Origin of the sequence: Streptomyces aurantiacus (assembly GCF_027107535.1) — a bacterium.
Taxonomy (GTDB): Bacteria; Actinomycetota; Actinomycetes; order Streptomycetales; family Streptomycetaceae; genus Streptomyces.
In genome coordinates this window covers 1,723,881-1,738,092 of record NZ_CP114283.1, presented here as the reverse complement: position 1 = coordinate 1,738,092, position 14,212 = coordinate 1,723,881, and the positions used below count along the sequence as shown (strand labels likewise).

13 protein-coding genes and 1 riboswitch are annotated in these 14,212 nt (G+C 73.2%); of the genes, 5 read left to right on the top strand and 8 right to left on the bottom strand.

Features of this window, described 5'->3' with window-relative positions; all coding sequences use genetic code 11:
* Window positions 1-9 precede the first annotated feature (9 nt).
* From O1Q96_RS09340 to O1Q96_RS09330, 3 genes are read right to left on the bottom strand one after another with little or no spacing between them, the layout of a single operon-like run.
* Entirely contained in the window at window positions 10-1,080 is a 1,071-nt protein-coding gene (locus tag O1Q96_RS09340; RefSeq protein ID WP_269247711.1) for a prenyltransferase/squalene oxidase repeat-containing protein, read from the bottom strand.
* Window positions 1,077-1,880 (bottom strand): class I SAM-dependent methyltransferase, encoded by an 804-nt coding sequence (locus O1Q96_RS09335; protein ID WP_269247710.1) that lies wholly within the window; start codon window positions 1,878-1,880, stop codon window positions 1,077-1,079. Before O1Q96_RS09335 ends, O1Q96_RS09340 begins: the two co-directional genes overlap by 4 nt.
* On the bottom strand, window positions 1,874-3,613 hold the full coding sequence (locus O1Q96_RS09330; RefSeq protein WP_419586589.1) for a glycosyltransferase family 4 protein: 1,740 nt from the start codon (window positions 3,611-3,613) through the stop codon (window positions 1,874-1,876). The genes O1Q96_RS09335 and O1Q96_RS09330 overlap by 7 nt, the downstream gene beginning before the upstream one ends.
* 220 nt (window positions 3,614-3,833) lie before the next feature.
* On the opposite strand from O1Q96_RS09330, the gene O1Q96_RS09325 reads away from it, so the two are divergent.
* Window positions 3,834-4,487 carry a TetR family transcriptional regulator gene (locus O1Q96_RS09325; RefSeq protein WP_217452439.1) on the top strand — a complete coding sequence of 218 codons (654 nt, stop codon included), beginning with the start codon at window positions 3,834-3,836 and terminating at the stop codon, window positions 4,485-4,487.
* Here the strand turns inward: O1Q96_RS09325 and O1Q96_RS09320 are convergent.
* The 3 genes from O1Q96_RS09320 to O1Q96_RS09310 all read right to left on the bottom strand — a co-directional run bounded on the left by O1Q96_RS09320 (window position 4,471) and on the right by O1Q96_RS09310 (window position 6,795).
* Window positions 4,471-4,977, bottom strand: coding sequence for a hypothetical protein (locus O1Q96_RS09320; protein WP_269247709.1), 507 nt, complete (start codon window positions 4,975-4,977; stop codon window positions 4,471-4,473). The two genes, O1Q96_RS09325 and O1Q96_RS09320, sit on opposite strands and share 17 nt — an antisense overlap.
* A 123-nt stretch (window positions 4,978-5,100) precedes the next feature.
* On the bottom strand, window positions 5,101-5,334 hold the full coding sequence (locus O1Q96_RS09315) for a ferredoxin (RefSeq protein WP_269247708.1): 234 nt from the start codon (window positions 5,332-5,334) through the stop codon (window positions 5,101-5,103).
* 3 nt (window positions 5,335-5,337) lie between these two features.
* Window positions 5,338-6,795, bottom strand: a complete 1,458-nt coding sequence (locus O1Q96_RS09310; RefSeq protein WP_269247707.1) for an aldehyde dehydrogenase — start codon at window positions 6,793-6,795, stop codon at window positions 5,338-5,340.
* Window positions 6,796-6,993: 198 nt separating this feature from the next.
* On the opposite strand from O1Q96_RS09310, the gene O1Q96_RS09305 reads away from it, so the two are divergent.
* Window positions 6,994-8,016, top strand: coding sequence for a Strvi_7410 family MBL fold metallo-hydrolase (locus tag O1Q96_RS09305; RefSeq protein WP_269247706.1), 1,023 nt, complete (start codon window positions 6,994-6,996; stop codon window positions 8,014-8,016).
* Window positions 8,017-8,113: 97 nt separating this feature from the next.
* Here O1Q96_RS09305 and O1Q96_RS09300 read toward each other — a convergent pair whose 3' ends face one another.
* Complete coding sequence (locus O1Q96_RS09300) at window positions 8,114-10,345, bottom strand: ATP-binding protein (protein ID WP_269247705.1); 2,232 nt, start codon at window positions 10,343-10,345, stop codon at window positions 8,114-8,116.
* Window positions 10,346-10,682: 337 nt separating this feature from the next.
* On the bottom strand, window positions 10,683-10,847 hold the full coding sequence (locus tag O1Q96_RS09295; RefSeq protein ID WP_269247704.1) for a hypothetical protein: 165 nt from the start codon (window positions 10,845-10,847) through the stop codon (window positions 10,683-10,685).
* Window positions 10,848-10,922: 75 nt separating this feature from the next.
* Here O1Q96_RS09295 and O1Q96_RS09290 point away from each other — a divergent pair, with 75 nt between their 5' ends.
* The 3 genes from O1Q96_RS09290 to O1Q96_RS09280 all read left to right on the top strand — a co-directional run bounded on the left by O1Q96_RS09290 (window position 10,923) and on the right by O1Q96_RS09280 (window position 14,200).
* On the top strand, window positions 10,923-11,864 hold the full coding sequence (locus O1Q96_RS09290; protein ID WP_269247703.1) for a PP2C family protein-serine/threonine phosphatase: 942 nt from the start codon (window positions 10,923-10,925) through the stop codon (window positions 11,862-11,864).
* Between the two features lie 121 nt (window positions 11,865-11,985).
* Window positions 11,986-12,065: riboswitch (cobalamin riboswitch) on the top strand.
* A 231-nt stretch (window positions 12,066-12,296) separates the two neighbouring features.
* Window positions 12,297-13,550: an SCO2321 family membrane protein gene (locus O1Q96_RS09285; RefSeq protein WP_269253543.1), complete on the top strand. Its 1,254-nt coding sequence runs from the start codon at window positions 12,297-12,299 to the stop codon at window positions 13,548-13,550.
* On the top strand, window positions 13,547-14,200 hold the full coding sequence (locus tag O1Q96_RS09280; protein ID WP_269247702.1) for an SCO2322 family protein: 654 nt from the start codon (window positions 13,547-13,549) through the stop codon (window positions 14,198-14,200). The genes O1Q96_RS09285 and O1Q96_RS09280 overlap by 4 nt, the downstream gene beginning before the upstream one ends.
* Window positions 14,201-14,212: the final 12 nt, after the last annotated feature.

Here is a 14,212-nt window from a genome sequence, read left to right as displayed (position 1 = left end):
GCAGTCCCCCTACTGGCAGCAGTCGGGGTCCAGTCCCAGCGGCAGGCGGTCGCCGCCGAAGACCGCGCAGGTCGCCTCGTCGCCGCCGAGTGCGGCGACGGCGAGGAGGAGTGAGCCCGCCGTCCAGGAGGTGAGCTCCTCCGGCCAGATCGCCCTGGAGTCGAAGACATAGCCCGTCCAGTACAGGCCCGACCCCGGGTCCCGCAGGTGCTGGATCGACTGCAGGATCTCCAGGGCACGGTCGGACTCGCCCACGGCCCACAGGGCCAGGGCGAGTTCGGCCGACTCGCCGCCCGTCACCCACGGGTTCGGCACCACGCACCGCACACCGAGCCCGGGGACCACGAAACGGTCCCAGTCCCTCTCGATGCGTTCCTTCGCCTCGGCGCCGGTCAGCGCGCCGCCCAGCACCGGGTAGTACCAGTCCATCGAGTAGCGGTTCTTGTCGAGGAACCGCTCGGGATGCCGGCGGATCGCGTGGCGCAGCGCGCCGAGCGCCAACTCCCAGTCGGGCTGCGGCTCTTCGCGCTCCTCCGCGATGGCGAGCGCGCAGCGCAGGGCGTGGTGGACGGACGAACTCCCGGTGAGCAGCGCGTCGCCGACGGCCGTGCCGTCGTCCTCACGCTTCCAGCCGATCTGCCCGCCCGGCCGCTGGAGTTCCAGGACGAACTCCACCGCCGCGAACACCGAGGGCCACATGCGGTCCAGGAAGGCGTCGTCGCCGGTCGCCAGGTAGTGGTGCCACACGCCGACGGCTATGTACGCGCAGAAGTTGGTCTCGCGGCCGCGGTCGGTGACGTCGGCGGCGTCCCCGTCGGCGTAGGCGGCGTACCAGGAGCCGTCCTCGTTCTGGTGCCGGGCCAGCCACTCGTACGCCCGGGCGGCGGCCTCGTGCTCGCCGGCCGCGTCCAGGGCCATGGCGGCCTCGGTGTGGTCCCACGGGTCGAGGTGGTGGCCTCGGAACCACGGGATGGCGCCGTCGGCGCGCTGCACGGCCAGGATGCCCCGGACGGTCTGCGCGGCCTCCTGCGCGGTGAGCACCCCGGTCAGGACGAGGTGTTCGGTACGCGGTGTCGTCACGAAGCGTCCACAGCGGCTGCGTTCGCGGTGGCCTCGTCCGTGGACGCCGGGTCCACGGGAGCCTCGTCGGTCACACTGCCGGCGGGCAGGTGCGGCTTGGTCGCGTACGCCACGAAACTCTTGCCGATCAGCGGGTTGAGCGCCTGCTCCGCGACCCGGGTCGCGAGGGGCTTCTTCATGATGTCCCAGACCAGGAGCTTGTGGTACGCCCGCACCGGCAGCGCCTTGTCGTTGTCGACGCCGAACGCGCACTTCAGCCACCAGTAGGGGCTGTGCAGCGCGTGGGCGTGATGCGTGCCGTACGGCTTCAGACCCGCCTCACGGATCTTGCCGAGCAGCTCGTCGGCCCGGTAGATGCGGATGTGGCCGCCCTCGACCTCGTGGTACGCGTCCGACAGTGTCCAGCAGACCTTCTCGGGCCCGTAGCGCGGGACGGTGATGGCTATGCGCCCGCCGGGCCTGAGCACGCGGACCATCTCGGCGAGCACCCCCTTGTCGTCCGGGATGTGCTCCATCACCTCGGAGATGATGACGACGTCGAACGACTCGTCGGGGAAGGGGAGCCGGAGCGCGTCCCCCTCCATCGCGGTGGCGGTGGCGCCCTCCGGTGCCTCGCCCGCCTCCTTCATCGCGGCGAACCACTTGGCGACCTCGCGGATCTCCTCGGCGTTCTGGTCCAGCGCGACGACCTGGGCGCCGCGCCGGTAGCACTCGAACGCGTGGCGTCCCGCCCCGCACCCGAGATCCAGCACACGGTCCCCCGGGGCAAGCGGAAACCGGGAGAAGTCGACGGTCAGCACGTGGTCCTGCTTTCGCGGTGAGGGGTGTCCACGGGGGCGGGGGCGTGGTTCACGGAGGTGGGGGTGTGGTTCACGGGGGCGGAACCGTTGCCCGCGGGGGTGGCGGCCACCGTGTCCGCGGAGGCGGCCGACGCGGTGCCGGACGTGCGGTTCGCGGAAACGGCGGGCGGCGCGTCGGCCGGGGCGGGCGTCGTGGACGCGGGGGCGCCGGCCGTCCTGTCGGCCGTCCGGGCGGGCGCCGCTGTGGCGGAAGCCGCGCCCGAGGTCCTGGTGGGCGCCGCGGGTGCTGTCGTGGCGGATGCCGTGTCCGCCGCTGCGGACGACGCCGAGGGGGCTGCGGCGGCGGGCGCGCGGTCCGCGTCCCGTGCGGCCGCGGAGCGGGCGGGAGGTCGGGGCGCGGGGCTGCTCGGGGTTCCTGACGCGGAGCGGTGGGTGGCTATCGCCTCGCGGTAGCGGGCCGCCGTGCCCTCCGCGGCCCTGGCCCACGTGAACCGCTCCAGGACGCGCCTGCGCCCGGCGGAGCCGAGCCGCTCACGCAGACCGGCGTCGCCCAACAGCCTGCTCAGCGCGGCGGCCAGCGCCCCCGCGTCGCCGGGCGGGACCGCCAGACAGGCCTCGCCGTCGGGTCCGGTGACCTCCGGTATGGCCCCGCCGGTCGTGGCCACGAGCGGCGTACCGGTCGCCATCGCCTCGGCGGCGGGCAGCGAGAAGCCCTCGTACAGGGAGGGAACGCAGGCGACTTCGGCGGACCGTACGAGGTCCACGAGTTCCGCGTCCGAGATGCCCTTCACGAACCGGACGGCGCCTTCGAGCCCGTACCGCTCGATGAGCTGGGCGACGGGCCCGTCCTCGGCACGCCTGCCGACGACGACGAGGTGGGCGGCCGGGTGCTCGGTGCGGATCTTCGCGAGCGCCTCGACGAGGAAGACGAGGCCCTTGAGGGGGACGTCCGCGCTGGACGTCGTGACGATCCGGCCCGGCACCTGCGGCACGGACGGATCGGGTGAGAAGAGGTCGGTGTCGGCGCCGATGTGGACGACGTGGATCCGGTCGTCTCGCACACCGAGGTGGTCGACGATCTCCTGACGGGACGTGCCGGAGACGGTCAGGACGGACGGCAGGCGGCGCGCGACACGCTTCTGCATGCGCGTGAACGCGTACCAGCGCCGGACGGACATGCGCCTGCGTCGCCCCTCGGCGGCGTCCAGCTCCAACTGCCGGTCCACCGTGATGGGGTGGTGGATGGTGGTGACCAGCGGGGCGCCCACGTCACCCAACAGCCCGTATCCCAGCGTCTGGTTGTCGTGCACGACGTCGAAGTCGCCGCGCCGGGCCCGCAGGTGGCGGCGGGCACGCAGGGAGAACGTCAGCGGCTCGGGGAAGCCGCCGGTCCACATCGCGGCGACCTCGACGGCGTCGATCCAGTCTCGGAACTCGTCGCGCCCGGGGGTGCGGAAGGGGTCGGGGTGGCGGTACAGGTCGAGGCTGGGCAGCTCGGTGAGGGAGAGCCCGTCGAGTCCCTCACCCTCGTCGAGCACGGGATAGGGCTGCGAGCCGATCACCTCGACCTGGTGGCCCAGCCGGGCGAGCTCGCGCGAGAGGTGTCGTACGTAGACGCCCTGGCCGCCGCAGAACGGGTTCCCCTTATAGGTGAGGAGCGCGATGCGCAGCGGTCGGTCGGCGTCGGCGGCCGAGCCCGCAGGGAGGCCTGCCTCCATGGCCTCATGGGTCACTCTCGGCCCCCTTCTTCCAGCTCGTTCCCGCGAGATTACTTCGGGACGGTAATCTAGAACAAGTTTCAGACTTGATCGTTCAGGGAGCATCGAATCTACCGGCAGGTAGCCCTCCTGTGAGCGGTGGATCGGGTGATTCACGCCACGACGGGGCCCTACTCTGCTGTCACCCACCCGCCCCCACCGCCCTCTGTTGTACGAACGTCACGGAACGGGATCCATGCCTGCGGAAGCCAAGAGTGCGGCGAAGGCCGCGCAGCCGCCCGTACGGGCGGCGCAGCCGGTCACTCCCCCGCTCACCGAGCGCCAGGAGGCGCGACGACGGCGCATCCTGCACGCGAGCGCGCAGCTGGCGAGCCGGGGCGGCTTCGACGCGGTACAGATGCGGGAGGTGGCGGAGTCCTCGCAGGTCGCGCTCGGCACGCTCTACCGCTACTTCCCGTCCAAGGTGCATCTGCTGGTCGCGACCATGCAGGACCAGCTGGCCCACATGCACGGGACGCTCCGCAAGAAGCCGCCGGCCGGTGACACGGCGGCGGAGCGGGTGGCGGAGACGCTGATGCGGGCCTTCCGCGCCCTTCAGCGCGAGCCGCATCTCGCCGACGCGATGGTCCGAGCCCTCACGTTCGCCGACCGCAGTGTCAGCCCGGAGGTCGACCAGGTCTCCCGGCAGACGACGGTGATCATCCTCGACGCCATGGGCCTCGACGATCCCACCCCCGCCCAGCTCTCCGCCGTCCGCGTCATCGAGCACACCTGGCACTCGGCCCTGATCACCTGGCTCTCCGGCCGTGCCTCCATCGCCCAGGTCAAGATCGACATCGAGACGGTGTGCCGGCTGATCGACCTGACGGAGGTCAGGGAGACGCGGTAGTCGTGACGGAGGTGCAGTCGAGCCGCGTGGCGGAGATGGTGAACGGCGGAGCGTCGGGGTCCTCCTTCGAGAGGGCTCTCGTGAAGACGTACATGCCCCAGTTCGCCCTCGTCAGGAACCAGGTGGCGCCGCCGTCCTCCGGCTTGCGGAACACCTGCTCCCAGCCGCGGCTCTTCAGGTCGGCCACCACCTTCGAGACGGCGGCCGGCTTCGGCTCGCCGTTCGTCCGCACGCCGACGATCAGCCGGCAGCGGGCGGGCTCCCCGTTGCGGTCGTCGACACCGTCGAAGCCTCCGGCGGCGACGGCCACCCGCACGTTCCGCTGCACCGTGGCGCGGCTCAGCCGCATCTCCTTCGCCGGCGAGGCGGACGTCGAACTCTCCTTCGGACGGGGCGACTCGGACCCGGCACCGTCATCGGTCCCGCCGCCGCACCCCGTCAGCAGTACGGCCGCCACCACGGCACCCGCCGTCAGCGCCACTGCGCGCATCCCCGCCCCCTGTCCGCCACAGCCCCGGGCGATGCGCCCGGGGTCGTGACGCGGAGTTTCGCACAGGCTCCCGGGTCACCGACCGGGAGGGAGCCCGGGGCACTTCGGGCAGGCGCGGCGGACTCACTCCTCGGGCGGGAACACCGCCTCCCCGCTCCCCAGCAGGGAGATCGTGATCGCCTCGACCGGGCACCCCTCCGCAGCCCCCAGAACCTTCTCGTTGGCGTCCGTCTCGGCGTCCGTGGGGTGGGACTGCATCGCGGAGTCGAGGCGGAAGTCCGTCGGGGCGAGGTGGGTGCACTGGGCCGAGCCGATGCAGAGGGAGCGGTCGACCTCGACGTGCCAGCGATCACCCATCCCTCAGGCCTCCCAGCCGGCCGGCAGGTGGATCATCTTGTGCTCCAGGTACTCGCCGTAGCCCTCGGGGCCGAACTCGCGGCCCAGGCCCGAGTTCTTGTAACCGCCGAACGGGCCGAGCATGTCGAGGCTGAAGGTGTTGACGGAGTACGTGCCGGTGCGGACCTGCCGGGCGACGTCGATGCCGCGGGCCACGTCGGCCGTCCAGACACTGCCGCTCAGGCCGTAGTCGGAGTCGTTGGCGATCTTCACCGCCTCCTCCTCGTCGCCGTAGGGGAGCAGGCAGATGACGGGCCCGAAGATCTCCTCGCGCGCGATCCGCATGGAGTTGTCGACGTCGCCGAAGAGGGTCGGCTCGACGTACCAGCCGCGGTCGAGGCCGGGTGGGCGGCCGCCGCCGGCGAGGATCTTGGCACCCTCCTCCTGGCCTATGCGGATGTAGTCGAGGCTGCGCTGCTGCTGCCGCTGCGCGACCAGCGGGCCGACCTGGGTGGCCGGGTCGAGCGGGTCGCCGACGACCAGCGCGTTCGCCGCCGCGGCGAACGCCTCCGCGAACTCGTCGTAGCGCGAGCGCGGCAGGAGGATGCGGGTCTGGGCGACGCAGGCCTGACCGTTGTTCATCCAGGCGGCCGAGGCGATGCCCGGGACGGCGGTCTCGATGTCCGCGTCCGGCAGGACCAGGGCGGCCGACTTGCCGCCCAGTTCCAGTGTGACGCGGGTGAGGTTGCGCGACGCGACCTCCATGACGCGCCGGCCGGCCGCGACCGAGCCCGTGAAGGAGACCTTGTCGATCCCGGGATGCCCGACCAGGTACTCGCTGACCTCGCGGTCCGCCGGCAGGATCGACAGGACCCCCTCCGGCAGTCCGGCCTCCTTCGCGATCTCGCCGAGGATGTACGCGTCCAGCGGCGACTCGGGCGAGGGCTTGAGCACGACCGTGCAGCCGGTCAGCAGCGCGGGCGCGAGCTTGGCCGCCGCCACGAACTGCGGGACGTTCCACGGGGCGACGGCCGCCACGACCCCCACCGGCTCACGCCGCACGAGGATGCGCCCGAGCACCCCATCGCGGGTCTCCTCGTACGTGAAGTCCCGTGCGACGGTGATCGCCGCGTCCCACACCATCATCGCGCCGAGGGCCTGCGCGAGGACGCTCCAGGAGTACGGGGAGCCGTTCTCGGAGGAGATGACCCGGGCGATCTCCTCGTGCCGTACGGCGATGGCGTCCTTGATCCGGCCGACCACCTCGATCCGCTCGTCGAGGGACATCCGCGGCCAGGGGCCCTCGTCGAAGGCGGTACGCGCCACCGCGACGGCCCGGTCGACGTCCTCCCGCGAGGCGTGCGGCACCCGGCCGATGACCTCCTCGGTGTGCGGGGAGACCACCTCGATGACGTCCCGGCCCAGGGGAGCGGCCAACTCCCCGCCGATGAACAGCTGTCCGTGTTCCACGAGCTCGGTCATGACCGACTGCCTCTCCGAGGACATTTCCTGACGGTGCATCAGACACTGAAACTGATACCAGTTCCACTTGGAGGAGTCCACGGAGCTCACAGCACTTCGCTCGCTCCGCCTCCTGCCGTGCGGGGCGGTTGAGCGACGTGGGCTCCCATTGGAACTGGTTCTAGTTATAGTGACCGGAAGTCGGCGACAGGGGAGCCCATGCCACAGGTGACCGATCACGGCGGAGGCGTACGGTCCGTCGAGGTCCCCATCCCGGACAACCCCCTCGGCAACACGCTCGTGTACGTCGTGGACACCGACCGCGGACCGGTACTGATCGACACGGGCTGGGACGCTCCCGCATCCTGGGACGCGCTCACCGACGGGCTGACGGCCTGCGGGACGGCGGTCGGGGAGATCCACGGAGTGGTGATCACCCACCACCACCCGGACCACCACGGGCTGTCGGCCAAGGTGCGGGAGGCGTCGGGCGCGTGGGTGGCCATGCACGCCGCCGACATCTCCATCGTGCGGCGCACCCGGGAGACCCGGCCCGAGCGCTGGTTCGCCTACATGGTGGACAAGCTGACGGCGGCGGGGGCGCCCGAGGAGCACGTGGCGCCGATGCGCACCGCCCGCTCCCGGTTCCCCGGCTTCTCCCCCGCGCTCCCCGACCGTGAGATCGTCCCCGGCGAGCTCCTCGACCTCGCCGGCCGGCGCCTGCGCGCGATCTGGACCCCGGGCCACACGCCCGGCCATGTCTGCCTGCACCTGGAGGAGGACCATCCGGCACAGCTGCCGGGCCACGGGCGCCTGTTCTCCGGCGACCACCTCCTGCCGAGGATCACCCCGCACATCGGGCTGTACGAGGACCCGGACGACGACACCGTCCCCGATCCGCTCGGCGACTACCTCGACTCCCTGGAACGCGTCGGCGGCCTCGGACCGGCCGAGGTGCTCCCCGCCCATCTGCACGCCTTCACCGACGCCCCGTCCCGCGTGCGGGAGTTGCTCGACCACCACGAGGACCGCCTCACCGGTCTCCTCTCCCTTCTCGGCACCCCGCTCACCGTGTGGCAGGTCGCCGAGCTCATGGAGTGGAACCGCCCCTGGTCCGACATCCCGTACGGCTCCCGGAACATCGCGGTCTCGGAGGCGGAGGCCCACCTGCGCCGCCTGGTGAAACTGGGGCGTGCGGAAGCCGTGACGGGAAGCGATCCGGTGACGTACGTGACCGTATGACGACACGTCAGCAGCCGCTGCCTGGAAGGCCCGTGCCTCAACTGCCGCTGCCCGGAGGGCCGGGGCTTCGGCAGTCCCTGTCCGGCCGGCCGGTGCTTCAGGGGCCCGGGCGGCGGCGGTCCGGGACGCCGCCCACCGCGTAGTCGATGCCCCGCTCGTACGACATGGCCAGTCCCTCCGCGTACGCCTCGGTGTAGGCCTCGTCGCCGATCTCCCGGCGGACCAGGTGTTCACGGGCGCGGCGGGCGGACATCAGGTCCGGCGACTGCATGTGGACGCTCCCGACGCGCTCCCAGACGCGCTGGCCGACGGCGAGGAGGCGGGCCGCACGATGCCCGTCACCGGTCGCGACGACCGCCGAGGCCAGCACGTCGAGGGTGAGGGCGACACCGAGCGTGCTGTTCAGCAGCGAGTGCCCGACGATGGCCGTGCGGGCGTTGCGCACCGCCGCCGGGAGGTCGCCCTCGTCCAGGTCGGCCTGGGCGACGAAACAGTCGGCGAAGGCGCCCACCCAGCACTCGCCGCGCCGCGCGCTCTCCTCGCGCACCTCGTCGGCGACCTCACGGGAGCGGACGAGGTCACCGCTCAGCAGGTGGACGAAGGACAGCCCGAGCCGCACCTGGAGCTGCGCGGACCCCAGCCAGTCGTCGCGGACCGGGAGCAGTTCGGCCTCCCGGAACACCACCAGCGCCTCGGCGAGCCTGCCGCGCAGGAGCAGGTGCCCGCCGGTGAGGTACGCGGCGGCGACGACCGCCACGGGGTCGCCCTGTTCCACGGACGCCGCCGTACAGACCGCCGCCCAGCGCTCGGCGCTGTCCAGGTCGCCCTGGAGGAGCGCGACCGCCCCCCTCACCCACAGGGCGCGCACGAAGTCGGGGCCGGGCTCCGGATCGGCGGTGAGTACCTGGTCGAGGCAGTGCTGCGCGTCCCGCAGGTAGCCGCAGTGGCGCCACAGGAAGCCGATGTCGGCCGCCGTGCTCAGGGCGCCCGGGCCGTCGTGCCCGGACAGCGCGTAGTCCATGGCGGTGCGCAGGTTGGCGTGTTCGGTGACCGTACGCTCGCACCACAGCACCTGGCGGCCGGTGTTCCACTCCGCGCAGCCGCTGCGGGCGAGGCTCCGGTAGCGGTCGAGGTGCCGCATCCGCAGGACCCGCTCCTCGCCGAGGGCGCGCAACCAGTCGACGCCGAACTCGCGCACACTGTCGAGGAGTTGGAAGCGGTCGTCAGCCGTGCGGTGGCACAGCACGATGGACTGCTCGACGAGCCGTTCGAGCAGGGCGGCGATCCGCCCGGCGGGCAGGGGGCCGCCGGCGCAGACGTCCTCGGCCGCGGCCAGGTCGAAACCGCCGGTGAACACGGAGAGCCTGGCCCACAGCAACCGCTCCAGAGGCGCGCACAGTTCGTGGCTCCAGCCGATGGCCGTGCGCAGGGTGCGGTGCCGCAGCGGCCCCTCGCCCGGCCCCGACGCGAGCAGGTCCAGTGGGGACGGCAGACGCTCGCCGAGCCGTTCGTCCAGCGCGCCGAGGGAGAGTTCGGGGAGGCGGGCCGCGGCCAGTTCGATGGCCAGGGGGATTCCGTCCAGGCGACGGCAGATGGCGGCGACCGTGCCGGTGGAGTCCCCGTCGAGGACGAAGCCGGGCCACGCCTCGACCGCCCGCTGCGCGAACAGGTCGAGCGCGTCACCGGGACCACCCCGGTCACCGGCGTCCTCCCCTACCGGCGTGCCCGCCTCCTCCCGCACGGGCACCGCTCCCTCCCGGTCCTCCGCTGCGGGGGACGCCCTGGCCTGCCTCGTGGGGCCGGCGTCCTCCCTCACCGGCAGCGGGGCGACCTCGACGCGGAGTTCGGACGGATGACCGAGGTGTTCCCGGCTGGTGGTCAGGAGCCGCAGGCCCGGTGCGGCGGGGAGCAGGGCGCGGGCCAGGTCGACGCAGTCGGGAAGCAGGTGCTCGCAGGAGTCGAGGACGATCAGTACGTCCTTGTCCCGCAGCCATTCCGCGAGCACCTCGGTCACCGGACGGGTCGACTGGTCGGCGAGCCGCAGCGCCTCCATCACGGCGAAGCCCACCAGGCCCCGGGCCCGCAGCGGCGAGAGCTCCACGAACCAGACGCCGTCCGGATACCGGTGGGCGGCACGGCGGGCGGCACGCAGGGCGAGCCGGGTCTTGCCGACGCCGCCGGGCCCGACGAGCGTCACCAGGCGCTCGCGATCCCCGGCCGGGCCCAGGACCGCGTCGAGCCGGGCCAGTTCGGGGCGCCGGCCGACGAAGCTCCGTGTCTCGGGCGGAAGATTTCCCGGCCGCCCGCCGGTCGTCCTGTCCTCTGGCACGGCAACGCCCTCCCCGCACGGCACACGGACGAGCCCCGTGGGACCCCGCATCCGGGCCAGTGTGACCCGGTCACCGGGACGCTTCGCACCGCTCCGGTGATGCGGACACGAACTCGGTCCATCGCCGTCACTTCCGGGCACATTCCGGAGAGATGCGATCAACTCCCCGTCGTTGCGGGTGCGGAGGGAGATATTCGGAGACCGTCGTCCAGTGGCGGACAGAGAGCGGGGCGAGCGGATGACCCGCGACAGCGAGGACGCGGCGGGACATCGCTCCGCGGGGCCCCGGAAGTGGAAGTGGGCGCGGGTGTGGAACCGGGTACTCCCCCGCAAGCGGTCACGGCAGCTCCGTACGGACGGGCAACCTTGTACGGGCGGGCAGCCTCGCGCACACGGGCATCCCCGCACAGACGGACAGCACGGCACAGACGGACAGCACCACCCGGACGGGCAGCTCCCGGTGGACGGGCAGCTCCGTGCGCAGGGGCGGCTCCGGTCGCACCGCCGGTCTCCCGGACACGGCGGGCCTTCCGGAAACGACACACCCTCCGGGCACGGCCCGCCTCGTGCGGCCGCAGTGTCCGGCCACCTCGGCAAGCTCTCCGAGGGCCGGCTCCTCGCGCCTTCGGCGGTCTGCGTGCTCATCGCCCTGCCCGCACTGTTGCTGGACCGGGTGCCGCCCGCCGTCACGCTGGTCCAGCTGCTGCTCGGCGGCGCGCTCACCGTGCACGCGGTGCGGCAGCGGGACCGGCTCGCCGCCCGGCTAGCCGAGGTGCGCGAGGTCGTGCGGATCACCCAGGAGGCCGTCCTGCGGCCGCTCTCCCGGGACTTCGCCGGCACGCATGTCTCCACGCGCTACCACTGCGCCGCGCGCGAGTCGGCTGTCGGCGGTGACCTGTACGACGTGGCGGTGACGGCGTTCGGCCTGCGGGTCCTCGTCGGCGACGTGCGCGGACACGGCCTGGAAGCCGTTCGGCTGTCCGCCGAGACGGTGGCCGGGTTCCGCGAACTCGCCTACACCGTACGGGACTTGACGGCGGTCGCCACCAGCCTGGACAGCCGCCTCGCGCCGGGCCTGGGCCCGGAGGACTTCGTCACCGCCGTCCTCGCCGAGTTCGCCCCGGGCGAGGTCCGCCTGGTCAACTGCGGGCACCCGGCGCCCTTGCGCTCGGGCCAGCGCGTCGAACTCCTCGAACCGGCCGTCCCCGCCCTTCCGTTGGGTCTGTGCCCAGATCCCCGCCAGTACCGCGTACGCCTCCAGCCCGGCGACCGTCTCCTCCTCTACACGGACGGTCTCACCGAGGCGCGGGCTCCCGACGGCACGCTCTTCCCCGTCCTCACCGAGGCGGCCCACGCCCTGCGCGACCCGCTCCCCGACGAGGCGCTCGACACCCTCTACCTCCGGCTCCTCGCCCACACGGGAACCGCCCCCGCCGACGACCTGGCCCTCGTCCTGTGCCAGCCCACGCAGGCCACGGTCCCCGTACCGCCGGCGGTCCACCGCACCCACAGCCCCTGAGCCCCCCGGGCCCGGGACCCGTGAGCGGCGCGCACAGCTCCGCCGGCCTCCCGTCCGGCCGGGCCCGAGGGCCATTGCTACGGGCCGGTACAGTGAGCGGGTCGTCATCACACTCGTACGGGGGGAAGCCGGTGCAAAACCGGCGCTGACCCGCAGCCGTGTGCCGCCCTCGGTCGAGACGGGCGGTGAGCCGGAATGCCCCGTGCGGAAGTGACCGGCTCGCGTCACCGGGACCGCCGGTGACCGGCACCGTCGAGGCATACGGAGCCGAGCCGCCCGGTGCTCCGGGCTGCCCGGCTCCCCCGCGGGGACGCGCCGGTGCGGAGCCGGCGGACGTGCAAAGGCCCGAAGGCCCGAGCGCGGTCGCCGACCCGGCACCGACCGCGGCGCCCCGCGGGCGAACCCGTGAGCACAGAGAGGCACCCGCCGATCATGTTTGTCCGCCGCAGCGCCGTGGTCCTGGCCGCCACCGCCGTGATCGGCACGGCCTTCGCGCCGGCCGCCCTCGCCGACGAGTCGCCCTCCGCATCCCCGTCCCAGGCCCTCCCCACGGGCCTCTACGGCAGCACCGACCCCACGTACGACGGCGTCTGGCGCCAGTCGCTGGCGCTGCTCGCCCAGCACACGGTGGGCGTGAAGCCCGCGGCGAAGGCCGTCGACTGGCTCACCGGACAGCAGTGCGCGAACGGCGCCTTCGCGGCCTACCGCGCGGACCCGGCCGCGAAGTGCGACGCCAAGACGCAGATCGACACGAACAGCACGGCCGCCGCCGTCCAGGCCCTGGCGGAACTCGACGCGGACGACGCCGCGACCGGCCCGGCCGTGAAGTGGCTGAAGTCCGTGCAGAACAAGGACGGCGGCTGGGGCTACCTCCCCGGCGGGGCCAGCGACACCAACTCGACGTCCGTCGTGATCGGGGCCCTGGAGGCCACGGACACCGACGTGGAGGGCGTGCGGTCGAAGGGCGGCCGGACGCCGTACGACGCTTTGCGCGGGCTGTCCGTCCCCTGCGACGAGGACGGCGGGGGCGCCTTCGCCTTCCAGCCCGACAAGAAGGGCGGGCTTGCGGCGAACGCGGACGCCACAGCGGCCGGGGTGCTCGGCGCGCTCGGTGAGGGGCTGGCGGCGGAGCCGGACGACGAGCCCGTCTCCCCCAAGGCCCCCACCTGTGCGGGCAAGGGCTCGGTGACCCTGGACGAGGCGGCGGCCAACGGTGCCGGGTACCTGGTCGGGGCGGTCGCGAAGACCGGCCACCTGGAGTCCTCCCTGCCCGGCGCCGAGGACCAGCCCGACTACGGCAACACCGCCGACACGGTCGTCGCGCTCGCCGCGGCGGGCCGGGCGGCGGACGCCAAGAAGCCGCTGGCCTGGCTGGAGAAGAACGCCGACGCCTGGGCGGCGAAGAGCGGCCCGGCCGCGTACGCGCAGCTGATCTTCGCGGCGCACGCCACCGGTTCGGACCCGAGCGACTTCGGCGGGGCCGACCTGGTCAAGCAGCTCGGCCTGACCGGCCCCGCGACAGAGGCCTCCGGCGACTCCGCCGCGCCGGCCGACAGCAAGGACGAGCAGGGCGGGAACGAGGACGACGGCGGGGTCAGCGTCTGGTGGATCGTCGGGGTCGGCCTGGTCGGCGGCATCGGCGTCGGCTTCCTCATCAGCGGCCGCACCAGGAAGCAGCAGCTGTGACCCGCCGCCGCCCGGCCCTGCTGGTCCTGGGCCTCCTGCTCGCCGTACTCGGTACGGCGGGGCAGGCCCAGGCGGCCGGCTACCGCTACTGGTCCTTCTGGGACCGGGACGCCGACGGCGGTACGTGGGTGTACGCGACGCAGGGCCCGTCGACCGCGCGGCCGTCCGACGGAGACGTCCAGGGCTTCCGGTTCTCGGTGAGCGAGGACTCGAAGGACTCGGCCAAGCCCCGCGGGGCGGCCGAGTTCGCGACGATCTGCGCGAAGACGCCCGCCCGGGAGGGTACGAAACGGGTCGCCCTCGTCCTCGACTTCGGTACGGCCGCGGACGCCCCGGCCGGCTCGACACCGCCGGGCCCGCGCACCGCCTGCGCCCGCGTCGGCGAGGACGCGACGACGGCCGACGCCCTGGCCGCCGTCGCCAAGCCGCTGCGCTACGGCACGAACGCCCTGCTGTGCGCCATCGAGGGCTACCCCCGCACGGGGTGCGGCGAGGCCGTGTCGGGCGACCGTCCGAAGGCCTCCGCACCGCCCGGCGAGCAGAGCGGGTCCGGGGACGGCGGACCGTCGGTGGGCCTGCTGGCCGGGGCCGCCGCCGTGGCCGTACTGGGTGCGGCCGCGATCTGGCAGGCGCGTCGGCGTCGCGGCTGACGGGACGTACGT